The 14,641-nt window shown below is 44.8% G+C and carries 12 protein-coding genes; 8 read left to right on the top strand and 4 right to left on the bottom strand.

Annotated features, from left to right (window positions below):
* Window positions 1–60 precede the first annotated feature (60 nt).
* The 3 genes from FTV29_RS02310 to dnaX all read left to right on the top strand — a co-directional run bounded on the left by FTV29_RS02310 (window position 61) and on the right by dnaX (window position 4,087).
* The gene (locus FTV29_RS02310; RefSeq protein WP_005097266.1) at window positions 61–1,314 is read left to right on the top strand and encodes a serine hydrolase; all 1,254 of its coding nucleotides are present in this window, start codon (window positions 61–63) and stop codon (window positions 1,312–1,314) included.
* A 78-nt stretch (window positions 1,315–1,392) separates the two neighbouring features.
* A complete protein-coding gene (locus tag FTV29_RS02305) occupies window positions 1,393–1,836 on the top strand; it encodes a copper resistance protein NlpE N-terminal domain-containing protein (protein ID WP_034608473.1) in 444 nt (147 codons plus the stop codon).
* Between the two features lie 133 nt (window positions 1,837–1,969).
* The gene (dnaX, locus tag FTV29_RS02300; RefSeq protein WP_100355356.1) at window positions 1,970–4,087 is read left to right on the top strand and encodes a DNA polymerase III subunit gamma/tau; all 2,118 of its coding nucleotides are present in this window, start codon (window positions 1,970–1,972) and stop codon (window positions 4,085–4,087) included.
* 8 nt (window positions 4,088–4,095) lie between these two features.
* Here the strand turns inward: dnaX and FTV29_RS02295 are convergent, their stop codons facing one another.
* Both FTV29_RS02295 and FTV29_RS02290 read right to left on the bottom strand, forming a co-directional pair.
* The gene (locus FTV29_RS02295; protein ID WP_005170474.1) at window positions 4,096–4,530 is read right to left on the bottom strand and encodes a thioesterase family protein; all 435 of its coding nucleotides are present in this window, start codon (window positions 4,528–4,530) and stop codon (window positions 4,096–4,098) included.
* 44 nt (window positions 4,531–4,574) lie between these two features.
* The gene (locus FTV29_RS02290; RefSeq protein WP_005170476.1) at window positions 4,575–5,735 is read right to left on the bottom strand and encodes an iron-containing alcohol dehydrogenase; all 1,161 of its coding nucleotides are present in this window, start codon (window positions 5,733–5,735) and stop codon (window positions 4,575–4,577) included.
* A gap of 120 nt (window positions 5,736–5,855) precedes the next feature.
* Here FTV29_RS02290 and FTV29_RS02285 point away from each other — a divergent pair, with 120 nt between their 5' ends.
* Genes FTV29_RS02285 through FTV29_RS02270 form a run of 4 tightly spaced genes read left to right on the top strand, consistent with a single transcriptional unit; the run spans window position 5,856 to window position 9,590 of the window.
* A complete protein-coding gene (locus tag FTV29_RS02285) occupies window positions 5,856–6,362 on the top strand; it encodes a low molecular weight protein-tyrosine-phosphatase (RefSeq protein WP_180075001.1) in 507 nt (168 codons plus the stop codon).
* A gap of 3 nt (window positions 6,363–6,365) precedes the next feature.
* Window positions 6,366–7,406, top strand: coding sequence for a UDP-N-acetylmuramate dehydrogenase (murB, locus tag FTV29_RS02280; protein WP_074383230.1), 1,041 nt, complete (start codon window positions 6,366–6,368; stop codon window positions 7,404–7,406).
* Window position 7,407: 1 nt separating this feature from the next.
* Window positions 7,408–8,547: a YdcF family protein gene (locus FTV29_RS02275; protein WP_100535329.1), complete on the top strand. Its 1,140-nt coding sequence runs from the start codon at window positions 7,408–7,410 to the stop codon at window positions 8,545–8,547.
* Complete coding sequence (locus tag FTV29_RS02270; protein WP_005170484.1) at window positions 8,547–9,590, top strand: alpha/beta hydrolase; 1,044 nt, start codon at window positions 8,547–8,549, stop codon at window positions 9,588–9,590. Before FTV29_RS02275 ends, FTV29_RS02270 begins: the two co-directional genes overlap by 1 nt.
* Before the next feature lie 63 nt (window positions 9,591–9,653).
* Here FTV29_RS02270 and FTV29_RS02265 read toward each other — a convergent pair whose 3' ends face one another.
* Both FTV29_RS02265 and FTV29_RS02260 read right to left on the bottom strand, forming a co-directional pair.
* Window positions 9,654–11,324, bottom strand: a complete 1,671-nt coding sequence (locus tag FTV29_RS02265; protein WP_005097253.1) for an FMN-binding glutamate synthase family protein — start codon at window positions 11,322–11,324, stop codon at window positions 9,654–9,656.
* A gap of 497 nt (window positions 11,325–11,821) precedes the next feature.
* Window positions 11,822–12,829, bottom strand: coding sequence for a YafY family protein (locus tag FTV29_RS02260; RefSeq protein ID WP_180075000.1), 1,008 nt, complete (start codon window positions 12,827–12,829; stop codon window positions 11,822–11,824).
* Window positions 12,830–13,068: 239 nt separating this feature from the next.
* Between FTV29_RS02260 and FTV29_RS02255 the strand changes: the two genes are divergently transcribed.
* Window positions 13,069–14,628, top strand: coding sequence for a circularly permuted type 2 ATP-grasp protein (locus FTV29_RS02255; protein ID WP_180001135.1), 1,560 nt, complete (start codon window positions 13,069–13,071; stop codon window positions 14,626–14,628).
* Window positions 14,629–14,641: the final 13 nt, after the last annotated feature.

Genomic DNA, 14,641 nt, shown 5'->3' with positions numbered 1-14,641 from the left:
AGCCTGAACCTGATTTAGGCTTTTTTGTTTTTAAGAAATCAATATTCTATGGATAGAATGATGCAGCCACTCAAAGATTATTTATTTGCGGATACAGCCCATTACCAAGGAACGGTAAATGAAAATTTCCGTGACCTTGCCCGTCAGTTTAGTCGCCTACAGCATGCTCGCACAGAGCAGGGTGGTGCGGCACTTGTTGTCTATTTTCAGGGACAAAAAGTCGTCGATATTTATACCGGGAAAAAATCGGAATCTGAGGCTTGGCAAACCGATACCATGTCGCTGTGTTATTCGACGGGCAAAGGTGTGCTGGCGACACTGGCACATATTCTGGCCAGTCAGGGCCTGGTTGATTATGACCAGCCTGTTGCAGAATATTGGCCTGAATTTGCGCAAAACGGTAAAGAAAATATTACTCTGGCGCATATGCTGAGTCATCAAAGCGGATTGTTTGATATCCGTAATATCATTGCCGACGCCACTGAAATGGCCGACTGGCCGCAGATGCTAGACCGAATTGCCGCGGCTGAACCACGTTTTCAAGTTGCAACAGATGCGGCCTATCAACCGCTGACCTTTGGCTGGCAGGTCGGTGGTGCATTAGAAAAAGCGACAGCTAAAACTTTAACTGAACTGATGCAGGCATATCTGGTTCAGCCTTTGATGTTGAATGGTGCTTATTTCAGTGTGCCGACCAATGAATTAGCTCGGGTAGCACTGCCGATTTTTAAAGCTAAAGCAGCCAAGTCTCAATCGCAGCCTGCGAAAAAAACAGGATCAAGAAAACCGAATCTGATGGAGCGGGCTTTGATTTGGAGTGGACAAGATCCGCAGGATTTTCAGGATGCGATGATTCCCAAAGGAATGAGGAATTTCAGTTTCTTTAGTGAGCAAGGCCTGCAAGCAATCATTCCATCCGCCAATGGAGTATTTACCGCAGAGAGTCTGGCAAAAATTTATGCCATGCTGGCCAACCGCGGCGAATGGCAAGGACAGCAATTGATCTCGCCTGAAGTTTTTCAGCGTCTCAGTCAGATTCAATGCAAAAAACGCGATCGAGTCATGCCTTTGCCGATGCACTGGCGATTGGGTTATCATCGGGTGCTTACTTTAGGTAAAGCTTCGCAAGGTTTTGGTCATATGGGCTTTAATGGTTCGGGAGCCTGGTGTGACCCTGAGCGCAATTTAAGTTTTGCCTATACCCATAATTTCCCGACAGGTTCATTGACCGGAGATTATCGTCTGTGGGGTTTGACACAGGAAACCTTACGCTGTGCTGATGCCGTCCTGACTGGACGTAAAGGTTGGCGCTAAATATCCCTGATTGGGGAGTTTAGTAAAGTCCTTAAAATATGTTATTTTGGCGTGACTCCCAGTCTGTGGTATGAAGTGATGAAAAAAGTGCTGATGATTCCTCTGGTCGCAAGCAGTGCCTTGTTTGGCTGCCAGGATCAAAACCAATCGACGGCAAATACTGCTATTGAGGCTAAAGCTCAGATTCCTGCCTGGGTCGGGAATTATCAGGGCACCACACCCTGTATGGGATGTTTTTCAAGTTGTGACGATTGTCCGGGTATGGCTGTTGCTTTGAGCTTGCATGATGATCGGACTTTTACGTTATCACGTGAAAGCTTGAGTGGGCATAACCCGATTGAAACCATTACTGGGCCGATTCGTTTTCAGGATGATACGCAACAAAAGATTGAACTGCTGAATGTCGATACCCGCAATCTGGTTTATGTGGATCTGAAAAAGCAGGTTCTGGAAATTCGTGAAGATCAAACAGGCAAACGCTACCAGATGCAAAGTGACTTTATCCTGTTTGAATCGGTCTGATTTTAAGAAAATATATGTTTTATATCCCTTTTTCAATGATTTTGATCAAGGGATTTTTATTGTTTATAAACCGGCATTCATTTCACTATTTACTAAAAAAACAGTATGCTTAGACCTGTAAAAAGGAGCATACATGTATCAAGTACTTGCGCGAAAATACCGTCCTCGTAATTTTAATGAATTGGTGGGGCAAAACCATGTTTCACGTGCTTTAACCAGCGCGCTCGAACGTGGCCGTTTGCACCATGCCTATTTGTTTACAGGAACGCGTGGTGTCGGAAAAACCACGATTGCACGTATTTTGGCGAAGTGCTTGAACTGTGAGACCGGTATCACCTCGACACCGTGTGAAGTCTGTGCGACTTGTAGCGCCGTCAACGAAGGACGCTTTATCGATTTGATCGAAATCGATGCGGCCTCACGCACCAAGGTTGAAGATACTCGCGAGCTGCTCGACAATGTGCCTTATGCACCGACTCAAGGTCGTTTTAAAGTTTACCTGATTGATGAAGTGCACATGCTGTCCACGCATTCTTTCAATGCTTTATTAAAGACTCTGGAAGAGCCACCTGCGCACGTCAAGTTCCTGTTTGCTACGACCGACCCACAAAAGCTGCCAATTACCGTAATTTCACGCTGTTTGCAGTTTACTTTGCGCCCATTGGCTGTTGATGAAATTACCGAGCATCTGGCCCAGATTTTAGGCCAAGAAAGTATTCAGTCGGATCAGGATGCCATCTGGCAAATTGCCGAATCTGCTCAAGGTTCTTTGCGTGATGCCTTGTCTCTGACCGATCAGGCGATTGCCTATGGTCAGGGTGCGATTCAGCATCAGGATGTCAAAGACATGCTGGGCTTGATTGACCGGACCATTATTTATGATCTGATTCTGGCGATTCACCAGAACCAGAAAGCACAGGTCAGTCAGTTGTTGCTGCAATTCCGTCAGCAGGCTTTGGATGTTTCACTGGTTTTAGATCAGTTAATTTCGACTTTGCATGAACTGGCTTTATTACAATATCTGCCTGATTTAAGTCTGAAATATAGTGCTGAAATCAATCAAAAGATCATGCAATTATCCGGTCTGATTTCGGCTCAGGATTTACAACTGTATTATCAAGTTGCTTGTAAGGGACGCGCTGATTTACAGTTGGCTGTGACTCAGGAACAAGGTTTTGAGATGACGGTGCTACGCTTATTGGCATTCCGACCCTTACAGCCAAGCGAGGTTCCAGTCGTTCATGAAGCCGCAACTCAACCAATAGCAGCTTCTCCTACACGTCTACAACAGCCCGTTCAGACACAATTGCAGTCTGAAACAGTCACAGCAAAAACATTTGAAGCGGAACCAGTGTTTGATGATTTCTCTCTGGACGATGAGACGGATGAGGAAGCTTATACGCCATCAATGCCTGAACCATCTTCAGATGATTTTCTCCATGAAGAAAAGTCCACTAATGATCATGCACCTGAGCCTGTTCAACAGGGAGTAATTCAGACAGCGATTGAGGAAGTACAGTCTAGTGATCAGATCGTTTTTGATCCAAATGACGACAAAGGCCTGTTTGGTTTTGATGAAATCGAGAGTAGCGTAGAAGCACCGGCGACAAGCAGCAGCTCGGATGATTTCCTGCTTGAAGAGTTTATTCCTGTAGATGCTGTTACTCATGTCGAAGCAGCACAAGAAATATCTGCTGATGAGGAATTTAGTCTTGCCTCACCGGAATTGGAACTTTCACAGGAAACGATTGCTCAGCCTGTGATTGAAGAAGTCGCTCCGATTCAGACTGCGCTACCGGATGACATTTCCCAAGATTTAAATACGCAGAATCTGATGCCACAGGATATTTTAAAAATCCCTGAGCAAATGTTAGAGGGTGAGTGGAGCGTCGAAAAATGGGAATACTGGTTCCGTAACAGCCAGCTTTCTCCAGCAGTGCAGGAACTGGCACAGTATGGTGTCATGAGCGGACAGATTAATGGCCAATCCGTTTTTCATATCCCTGAGCAATACCAGCAACTTTTGACACAACTGCAACATACTCTGGAAGCTGCTTTACAACAGCAGTGGCCGCAAACTCATTTCCAGGTGAAATTTGAAAGTGTGGACCAGCTAACACCCTATACCATGCAGCATCAGCGGAAGGCTCGTGCCTTTAAACGCGCTGAAGAGCTGTTACAGGCTGAACCTGCGGTACGTGACCTGTTGCAGCAGTTCGATGGTGAATTGCAAAATATTCAGCTGAAATAGACTGGATTTTAAGGCACAACAAATCGAGATAAGGCATCCCGCATTTCGGCTGAAATCGGGGTGCTTTTTCGTGTCTCACGATCGACAAATACATGAACAAAATTACCCTGAGCTGCAGCTGTATCCGAATTGCGTTTAAAAATGGCCAGATCGTAGCTCAGTGATGAATTTCCCATGCTTTCAATGGCCACGCCCACTTCAATAATTTCCGGATAAGACAGTTCCTGATTAAACTGGCAGTTGGAGCTGACCACCAGCCCAATCATCGGAGAGTATTTCGGATCAAAGGCCGCTTCCTGAATCAGCAGGGCATTGGCTGCGGTGTCAAAATAACTGTAATAAGTCACATTGTTGACGTGGCCATACAGGTCATTGTCTGCCCAGCGGGTCTGAATGGGCAAGAAAAAGGCATAGTGTTCGCGTTGTTTGATCGTGGCTTTCATCAGGATTCGCTCTCAGCTAGACAAGGCTTAGTGTGGAAATAGATTTAGGCATAAATCGCCTGGTAAATCTGGTAAGCGTCATCCAACTTGAGTTCGCGTGGATTGTTCTGCAACAGCCGGCTTTGTTGCATGGCATCTTCTGCCATAACCATCAACATCTGTTCTGGTACATTTAACTGCTTTAATTTTAAGGTTAAGCCGCTCTGTATCAGATGATTATTAAAATGATCAATAAACAGATCGGTCAGTCCATCATGACAACCTTTACTGTGGGGATCTAACCAGGTCATCAATTCGGCATAGAGCTGTTTGGCTACAGGTGCATTAAATTTTAAGACTTCGGTCAGCACCAAAGCATTGCTATGTCCATGCGACAGATGAAAATGCCCACCGAGTGGATAAGCGAGCGCATGCACGGCGGCAACCGGTGCGTTGGCAAAGGCTTGTCCGGCCAGCATGGAACCGACCAGCATATTTTGACGGGCATCTAGATCATGACCATCTTGCAGAACACGTTGCAAATTGGCATTCAATAATCTTAAAGCCTGTTTGGCCAGCATATCCGAATAAGGATTTTTCTTGTGTTTTGAGGTATAGGCTTCAATGGCATGTACCATGGCATCGATTCCGGTGGCAGCGGTAATCTGTGCCGGCAAATTCCGAGTGAAAGTCGCATCCAGAATAGCAATATCGGCATAGAGAATAGGCGCGACAATGCCGCTTTTGGTGGTTTCACCTGTAGTAACAATCGAAATTGGTGTGACTTCGGAGCCCGTTCCGGCTGTGGTGGGAACCAGAATTAGAGCTAAACGTGGCCCGGTGGCATTATCGACGCCATACAGATCGGAAAGCGTCTGATGCTGCTCAGGATGCGCCAAAATCGCAATCAGCTTGGCCACATCCATCGAGCTGCCACCACCAAAGCCTAGCACCACATCAATCTTTTCCTGCTTTGCAAAAGCTGCTGCTTCAAGCACTACGTTATCGGGCGGGTCAGCCTGAACATCTGAGTAAATCACATAATCCAGACCGGCAGATTCAATAATATCCAGAATCGGCAGATGTAATTGCTGCTTCAGCATACCCGGGTCAGTCACCAGTAGAAGACGTTGATAACGGCCATTTTTTAGAATTTTAAATAATTCCTGAATCGTGCCTAGTCCGGCAATGATATTGGGGACGGTTTGAAACTGAAAACGATTCATGGCGATATCCTTGATTTTTTTATTGCAAATACGAGATTATTCTATGGTTGTGAGATAGGAATCAGTATATAAATAACTTAACATAAGAATCCTTAAAATAAAGTAGCTCTGAGGTTGTTTATGTCATCCAGAACGCCATACAAGGTGTTATGTGTTTGTTTGGGAAATATTTGCCGCTCTCCCACGGCAGAGGTGGTACTCAGACATTATTGTGATGAACAGCAACTGAATATTGTGGTCGATTCTGCTGGAACCAGTAATTATCATCCGGGCAAGGCCCCAGACCTGCGTAGCCAGCAGCATGCACTGAAACGTGGCTATGATCTGTCAACGCTTCGCGCACGTCAGCTGACCACGCATGATTTTATTGATTATGATCTGATTCTGGCAATGGATCTGGAAAACCTATCTAATATCCAGAATATACAGCGTCTGGCCGAAACTGAGTTCGGTCATTTACCTGCACGCGTTGCATTGATGAGTGAGCATGATCAGGATTATCCACAACAGGCCTTGCCCGATCCTTATTATGGCGAAGCGGATGGTTTTGAACGGGTGCTCGATCAGTGTGAGTCCAGCAGTCAGGCATGGGTTGAAATTTTCAAACAGAATGTACACAAGGTTTAAGCAATGCAGATTCAAACTCAGGTTCAACTTAAACCCTTTAATACCCTAAATTTAGAAGCCGTTGCTTCACACTATGCCCATATTCAATCGACCGATGATCTGCTGGCGGCACTGGATTTTGCTGAACAGCAACAGTTAAATGTGCTGATTCTGTCAGGTGGCAGCAATATGTTGTTGCCTGAACAGATTCACGCACTGGTTTTGCATATCGATATTCAGGGCATTGAGATGCTGGATGGCGATGATCAGTCGCAACGTTTACGCGTGGGCGGCGGGCAGGGCTGGCATGACTTCGTGCTCTGGACTACAGCACAAGGTCTGTATGGTTTACAAAATCTGGCCCTGATTCCTGGGCGTGTTGGTGCATCACCGGTACAGAATATTGGCGCCTATGGCGTCGAAGTTGGCGAGTTTATCGATTCGGTTGCAGTCTATGACCGGCAGCTCAAACAGTTTGGCTCGATTAGCGCAGCAGATTGCCAGTTTGCCTATCGACATAGTATTTTTAAAGATGATCCAAACCGTTATGTGATTACCCATGTGACTTTTAAATTACTGAAACAGCCAGATTTGAAACTGAATTACGGTGACTTAAAGACAGCCGTCGGTGATACGCTTACAGCAGAAAACCTGCAACAGCAAGTGATTCAGATCCGTCAAAGCAAATTACCTGATCCGCAAGAATTTCCCAATGTGGGGAGTTTTTTTAAAAACCCGCTGGTAGATCAGCCGGTCTTTGACCAGATTGCGGCATCTTTCCCGAATTTACCCCATTACCAGCAAGCCAATACTCAAGTTAAACTGGCGGCAGGCTGGCTGATTGATCAGGCTGGCTGGAAGGGCAAACAGTTGGGGTCTGTCGGCATGTTTCATAAACAGGCGCTGGTCTTGGTGAATTATGGTCAGGCCTCTCTTACCGATGTGCGTAAAACTTATCGTGCAGTACAGCAGTCGGTCTGGGAAAAATTCAAGCTGCTGCTGGAACCAGAACCTGTATTGTTTGACCAAAATGGATTGATCCGTTCTCATCAGGATGAAAAATGATATGAATAAAACCCATTGGATGGTACGTTTGCTACAAGTGGTCACTGGACTGTTTGTACTATTCGGCTGTCTACTGGTGTTGGTTTATACCCCTTTTTACTCGCAAATGATCGTCAAGGGCTTAAACCAGTTTGTATCTTTAGAACTTAATGAAGTAGCAGCGCAAAGCCAGAAAATGGCAGCATTGAGCGAGCATGAAAATCTGGAACCTGGCTCCGATTTATGGATTGCCCGTCAGGCATATTTAAAGGTCATGGAAAAGGATATCCAACAAAACAATTCTGCCAACCTGATTCTGATTCAGGCACGTTATAAAGCGCTGCAACAGGTCATTGAAGAACATCAGCGTGAGCAGCAAAGTCAAAAGGCAGAGCAAAGTCCGCCTGCTCAAGTTCCATTATTATATTCACAAGTACCGACAGAGCCGGTTGATCCGACTGCAAATGTTCGGAAGTTGCTGGACTGGGACAGCAATGAAAACAAAGAACGTATTGAACAATATATTGAGTTCCTGAGTACGCATCCTATAGAACAAGAAGAGGCCAGCTCGGTACAAGAAACCGCTGAAGAGGAAATTCAGCAGGACCTGGCTTTACTACAAGATCAGCAACAAGTGAAACCGGCGAATAGCTCCCAGCCTTATGCCATTGTGGTGTTGGGTGGCGGTTTAACGCTAGATGAAAAGGGTGAAGAGATTGTGGTCAATCACTATACGCGTTTACGTCTGGAAACCACGCTGGCGGTAGAAAAACATTATCAGTTACCGATTGTGCTGAGTGGTGTAGAAGCGCCGTATATGCAGCGCTGGTTGAAAAACCACGATGTTGATGCCAAATTGCTGGAAGATCGCAGCATGAATACCTGTGAAAATACCCGTTTCAGTTCATTATTATTACAAAAGAAAGGTGGAGCACCGACTGTGATTCTGATTACGGATCGTTATCATATGCCACGGACCCGCCGTTTATTTGCTTTAAATGGCATACAAACCATTCCGGTAGAGGCACCGATGCCGAAGCCTTTGACACGATGGCGTCCAAGTGCGCAAAATTATGATCATAGTCGTCGTGCCAATTATGAAATGTTGGCGACCATGCGCGATATGTGGTTTGGATCTAGTGACTGTCGGGAGGTGCCATAATGTCTGATATCCCATTTTTAAATCCCACGATCCTGAAGCAACTTGATTTACCCATCCCAAGCCGGGATATAACGCCACAACTCTTGCCGCCGTTAAACCTGAATCGTAGTGATGAGCCGCCAATTGATCTGCAATCCTATCGCAAGCTGTATGGCTTTGATTTATTGGACTGCAAACACTGGCAAGGCTACGTACAGATGCCATTGTTTAAATTACATGTACAGGTATTTGAACCAAACCTGGAAAATACCCGCTTTGACAAGATTCAGGGCACTGCTTTCTTGCTGCATGGTTATCTGGAACATAGCGGGATTTATCAGCCGATTGTCAAAGAGCTGCTGGAGCAAGGTTTTAGTGTATTGACCTATGACCTGCCCGGACATGGTCTGAGTGATGGTTCACCTGCCAGCATTCAGAATTTTGATCATTATCAGCAGGTTTTGCATGCCGTACATCGCTATGTACAACTTGCCTCGCAATTGCCCAAACCTTGGGTGGGAATTGGACAGAGTACCGGTGGTGCAATCTGGATGCATCACTTACTCGAATTTGCACAGCGCCGCGAAAATCCTTTTGTAGAACGGGTTTTGCTGTTATCGCCGCTGATTCGTCCTGCGAAAACAGCCTGGTGGCATAACTCGGTCGGGCTGGGCATTATTAGCCGGATCAAGCGTGAAGTTCCCCGGCATTTCAGACGCAATAACCATAATCCGGAGTTTCTGCGTTTTATCCGGCTTAAAGATCCGTTACAGCCGCGGATGATGGGTATGGACTGGATTCTGGCGATGTCGCGCTGGATGCTGGAAATGGAAGCGCGTCCGGCCTGTCGTATTCCGGTCTGGCTGGCACAGGGTGCACAGGATCAGACCGTAGACTGGCGCTATAATATCGAATTTATCCGACGTAAATTCCGTCTCCAGACCTTACTGATGCTGGAAGAAGGTTCGCATCAACTGATCAATGAACGCGCGGATATTCGTGCTGCATTGACCGGCTTGATTCCTGCCTTTCTACATGCACAGGGCAGTAAAACCTATTATTGATCTACAATTCAATGTGAAAAAAGGCGTTTGATTAAACGCCTTTTCTAATTTAACTGTATTGAGTTAAAATTTATCCAGTTTAGCCAGGTTCCACATCCGGAAGTAGAAGTTCTCCTCATCCTTATTTTCACAGGATAATAATTCTCCCTCTTTCAACCAAAAATGAATCTGCGCAAAGTTCTTTATTTCGTGATTATTCACACGTTGTGCCAAGTGATGTGCCTTAATCGCCGAAGGGTGTTTCAGGCCTGCAGAAGCAATCAGTTCAGACAAGGCGTGTAAGGTGTTTTTATGATAATGAAATACGCGCTCTGCTTTGGTGGGCACATGTAAGGCCTTTTGACGATCTTTATCCTGTGTGGTGACACCGACAGGACACTGGTTGGTATGACAGCTTTGAGCCTGAATACAGCCGACGGCAAACATGAAGCCACGTGCCGAATTCACCCAATCTGCCCCAATCGCGAGCGTGCTGGCAATATCAAATGCACTAATAATTTTACCACTTGCACCAATTTTGATTTTATCTCTTAAACCTGCACCAACAAGGGTATTATGCACAAATAGTAAACCTTCTCTTAGGGGTGCACCGACAAAGTCGATTAACTCAATGGGTGCAGCGCCCGTTCCACCTTCAGAGCCATCGACGACGATGAAATCGGGATAAATCTGGGTGTGCAGCATGGCTTTGACCATACTCATAAACTGCCAGGGCTGCCCCAGACATAGCTTGAATCCGACCGGTTTTCCGTTGGAAAGTTCACGTAATCGTTGGATGAAATTCATCATTTCAATCGGGGTGCTAAAGGCGGGATGACTAGAGGGTGATACGCAATCATGTTCACGGCTGATGCCCCGGATTTGGGCAATTTCTTCCGAGATCTTGCTTTTAGGTAAAATACCGCCATGTCCGGGTTTAGCCCCTTGTGATAACTTGATTTCAATCATTTTTACTTGCGGTAATTTGGCTTGTGCCGCAAAGCGTTCCGGATCAAACTGTCCATCCAGAGTACGGCAGCCAAAATAACCACTGCCAATTTCCCAGACCAGATCGCCCCCATATTCAAGATGATAGGGGCTGATACTGCCTTCACCGGTATCATGGAAAAAATCACCTTTTTGAGCGCCGAGATTCAGCGCACGGATTGCATTGGCACTCATACTGCCAAAGCTCATGGCTGAAATATTTAAAATGGAAGCAGAGAAGGGCTGTGTACATTGCTCATTGCCGATCAGGATACGGAAAGTTTGTGGATCGGCCACCTTACATGGCGTCAAAGAGTGACTGACAAATCTATAATTGTCTTCATAGACATTGAGAATTGAACCGAAAGGTTTATCTGAATTTTCATTTTTCGCCCGCTGGTACACCAGACTACGTTGCATACGGGAAAAGGGCAGTGCATCGCGGTCGGCTTCAATAAAATATTGACGAATCTCCGGACGAAATTCTTCGAAGATAAAGCGGAAATGTCCCATGATGGGGTAGTTTTTCAGAATAGAATGCTTGTTTTGCAGTACATCATACAAACCCAACAGGCTCAGGAGTATACTCAGAATCCACAGGGTATTCACCAAAGTTTGCGGCATAAAATAATAGATATAACGCGGCGAATAACCGATATGGAATGTGGTAAAAATCACTGCAATCAGAATGCAGGCAAACCAGACTGAATGGCGAGAAAAGAAAGTATTGAGCAGCTTGTGCCGTACTAATTGAGCAGGGTTAGCCATTGTAAAATTAAGTCCCTATTTCTACTTCTATAGGGCTTTATGATGTGCAGAGCCAGGTATCTTATGCAAGCATAGAATTGTTATTCAATTTTATAAACTTGCCAAAAATCATACCCAGACAGGCAATCAGTCAGTAGCAATTGCAGATAAATTTTGCGGAAAAATTCCTATAGAAAAAATATGCAAAGCACATATATTCTATTTATTTCACAGGCAGAGTGAATGCTTTTATAGTCGATTTATCACCCATACAGGAGTTATAAACCATGACAAAAAAATCCATTCGCTTTAATAATGCCGAACTGGCTTGCTCATGTCTCAGTTCTGTTTAAATATTGAGGTTTCATCCAATCTGCATTTCGGGGTATTAGAGAAAAGCAGGTTGGTACAGCGGTAGACCACCAGAACAATCATAAAAATACAAGCATAATTCTCCAATCCCCAATCTGGGGATTTTTTTATTCTGGAATTATTAAAGCTGAATGAAATCCATTTGGTTAAGGGTTTTCCTCATCCATCTGGCTAACTGCATTGGACACCATACTGGGTTCAATATGTTTAATCTTTTTACCAAAGCTGCGCAGCCACCACACCAGTTGTGAAGTAAAAGGAACCGTTGCACTAATCAGCGACATACCATTGTCCAGTTTTTCAATCTTCTGATCTTTACTGAGCTGACTTTCCTCAAAATAATGTGCATTCGATTCCGACATGCTCAGTTTTAGCATGACATTTTCAGTAGGGTGATTGAAATCCACCCGGAAGCCCAATGCACCAGAATCGATATAGTCATCAATATCAAAATTCACCGGATGCAGGGCACGTGAATTGAGAACTACTGCCGATTTAAAACGGTGCAGGGCAAAGGTCTGAATATCAGATTTGTCATGACGGGTACAGACCAGATAAATGATGGAGCCTTTTTGCACCAAAGCCAGTGGATTGAGGATATAAGTCTTTTCTTCGCTGTTGTGACCGCGGCCCTGATAGACACATTCCAGCTGTTTGTCCTGCAACAAGCCTTCATATACCGCCTGCTGTGCAGTCTTATCCACGAAAGGTGGAATGAGCGGTTGGGTGGCTGGCACAATCCGTACCCGATTAATCCATTGGCGGACATTGTTTTGCGAGGACAGACTGCGGCGTGCCAGATCAAACCAGGGATTCATTTCTTCGATCAGGCTCGGTGGCAGCAAATGTTTTAAATGTTCTTCGACCATCATAAAGGTGACCGCCTGTGAGCTGGTCATATGCGGCAAGCTTTGCAGCGGTGCATCTGAGCGCCAACGCCAGCCTTGTGGTGTGGTCTTGCTGCTTTCGATTGGAAAGCGCTGCGCAATCTGGTTCAGGTCACGCTGAATGGTACGCAGGCTGATATCAATTCCTTCGCGATTCAAGATTTCCTGTAATTCACGTGTTCCCATCCATTTGCCGGTAGAAAGACGCGACAAGATTTGCCATTGGCGATACAGGCTATTCGAAGTTTCTTTTTCTTGTGCTGACATAATTTATTTTGCTGGCGATAAAGAGGATGGGATTTAGGCTTAGACTAACACAATAAAAAAACTCTCATTTTTTCGCAAGTCTTTCTGCGCAACAATTGTCCTACAAACTAAAAACAACTTGGTAAGAAATGGCATTGAGTTCAGGGCGCATTTATTAGATTAATGGTAGTCGCAATATAGGTTCAATGGCATGGATATTGCTTTGATTTAATTATAATAGATGATAAGACGAGGTTTGTATGCTTAAAGGAAATCGGGATACAAATGTAATTGAAAAAATTGATAATTTTAGTTCCCAAAATCTTGGGAAAAATTTTATAGAGGCTAAAACAGCAACGGTATCGACTACAGCAAATCCACAACTTTTATTTCAACAGTTGTCTTCAAAATTCTTTAATGAAATGCAGGATGAGCAAGTCATGTCCAGTCAGGCAAGTCAAAGACTGGAAGAATGGTTATCCCAACACACGCTGGATGAATTGAATGCTCTGAATCAGGTGGCAAAAGAACATTTTTTACATCATGGCATTAGCTTTACGGTTTACGAAGATAAAGAGGGGGTAGAGCGAAGCATTCCTTTCGATATCATTCCACGAGTGATTGACCGCAAACAGTGGAATATGGTGGCTCTGGGGTCGGCACAACGCGTGCGCGCACTGAATCTGTTTTTACATGACATTTATCATCAACAGGATATTTTAAAAGCCAATATCATTCCTGAACTCCAGATTTTGACGCATGAGGCTTATCAGCCGCATATGTATCAACATAGCCTGAAAGGCAGGATTTATAGCCAGATTAGTGGCATTGATGTAATACGTGATTCCAAGGGCAAATTTTATGTCTTGGAGGACAATCTTAGAACGCCATCGGGTGTCTCTTATATGCTGGAATGCCGTAAGATTAGCCAAAAGCTGATGCCGAAAATATTTGAACAGTCCAAGATTGCTGGAATTGAGCAATACCCCCAGCTTTTAAAAGAAATCCTGATCGAAAATGCCCATGTCGACAAACCCTTTGTCGTAGTGCTGACGCCAGGGCGTTTTAATAGTGCTTACTATGAGCACGCCTTTCTCGCAAGAGAAATGAATGTACCGTTGGTAACATCACGTGATCTTTTTGTTGATGACTCGAAGGTTTATGTAAAAACTATACGTGGTCGCCAAAGAGTCGATGTTATTTATAGACGGGTCGATGATGCTTATCTCGATCCATTATGCTTTAAACCGGAGAGTACCCTGGGTGTACCTGGCTTAATGTCAGCTTATTTACAAAATAATGTCCTGATTGCCAACGCACCGGGTACAGGTGTCGCAGATGACAAATCGATTTATCCATATGTCGATAAAATGATTCATTTTTATTTGGGTGAACAGCCAATACTAAAAAATGTTCCGACGTATCAATGTCGTAATCAGCAAGATTTAAGCTATGTGTTGGCCCATCTGGACCAGCTGGTGGTAAAAGAAGCTCAGGGTTCGGGTGGTTATGGCATGCTGATTGGGCCACAGGCTTCGAAACAGCAAATTGAATTTTTCAGGGAGAAAATTTTAGCTGCGCCGCATTTGTATATTGCGCAGCCAACTTTGGACTTATCGGTTAGTCCGACTTTGACCAATTTTGGTATTGCTGAACGTCATATTGACTTGCGCCCATTTGTCTTAAGCTCGCCTTACCGTACTGAAATTGTGCAGGGTGGCTTGACACGTGTAGCGATGCAGCCCGGTTCACTGGTGGTGAATTCATCACAGGGTGGCGGTATTAAAGATACCTGGGTAGTCGACAATTTACATTCATAATATTCCAAAGAAG

It is taken from the genome of Acinetobacter sp. YH12254, from assembly GCF_013417415.1.
GTDB classification, from domain to species: domain Bacteria; phylum Pseudomonadota; class Gammaproteobacteria; order Pseudomonadales; family Moraxellaceae; genus Acinetobacter; species Acinetobacter pseudolwoffii.
Note: the sequence above shows the minus strand (reverse complement) of the source record. Positions and strands in the feature narration are given on the sequence as shown.

Coding starts and splice junctions, on each gene's coding strand:
- FTV29_RS02310 (WP_005097266.1), top strand. CDS start 61: ATGCAGCCACTCAAAGATTATTTATTTGCGGATACAGCCCATTACCAA.
- FTV29_RS02305 (WP_034608473.1), top strand. CDS start 1,393: ATGAAAAAAGTGCTGATGATTCCTCTGGTCGCAAGCAGTGCCTTGTTT.
- dnaX (WP_100355356.1), top strand. CDS start 1,970: ATGTATCAAGTACTTGCGCGAAAATACCGTCCTCGTAATTTTAATGAA.
- FTV29_RS02295 (WP_005170474.1), bottom strand. CDS start 4,530: ATGAAAGCCACGATCAAACAACGCGAACACTATGCCTTTTTCTTGCCC.
- FTV29_RS02290 (WP_005170476.1), bottom strand. CDS start 5,735: ATGAATCGTTTTCAGTTTCAAACCGTCCCCAATATCATTGCCGGACTA.
- FTV29_RS02285 (WP_180075001.1), top strand. CDS start 5,856: ATGTCATCCAGAACGCCATACAAGGTGTTATGTGTTTGTTTGGGAAAT.
- murB (WP_074383230.1), top strand. CDS start 6,366: ATGCAGATTCAAACTCAGGTTCAACTTAAACCCTTTAATACCCTAAAT.
- FTV29_RS02275 (WP_100535329.1), top strand. CDS start 7,408: ATGAATAAAACCCATTGGATGGTACGTTTGCTACAAGTGGTCACTGGA.
- FTV29_RS02270 (WP_005170484.1), top strand. CDS start 8,547: ATGTCTGATATCCCATTTTTAAATCCCACGATCCTGAAGCAACTTGAT.
- FTV29_RS02265 (WP_005097253.1), bottom strand. CDS start 11,324: ATGGCTAACCCTGCTCAATTAGTACGGCACAAGCTGCTCAATACTTTC.
- FTV29_RS02260 (WP_180075000.1), bottom strand. CDS start 12,829: ATGTCAGCACAAGAAAAAGAAACTTCGAATAGCCTGTATCGCCAATGG.
- FTV29_RS02255 (WP_180001135.1), top strand. CDS start 13,069: ATGCTTAAAGGAAATCGGGATACAAATGTAATTGAAAAAATTGATAAT.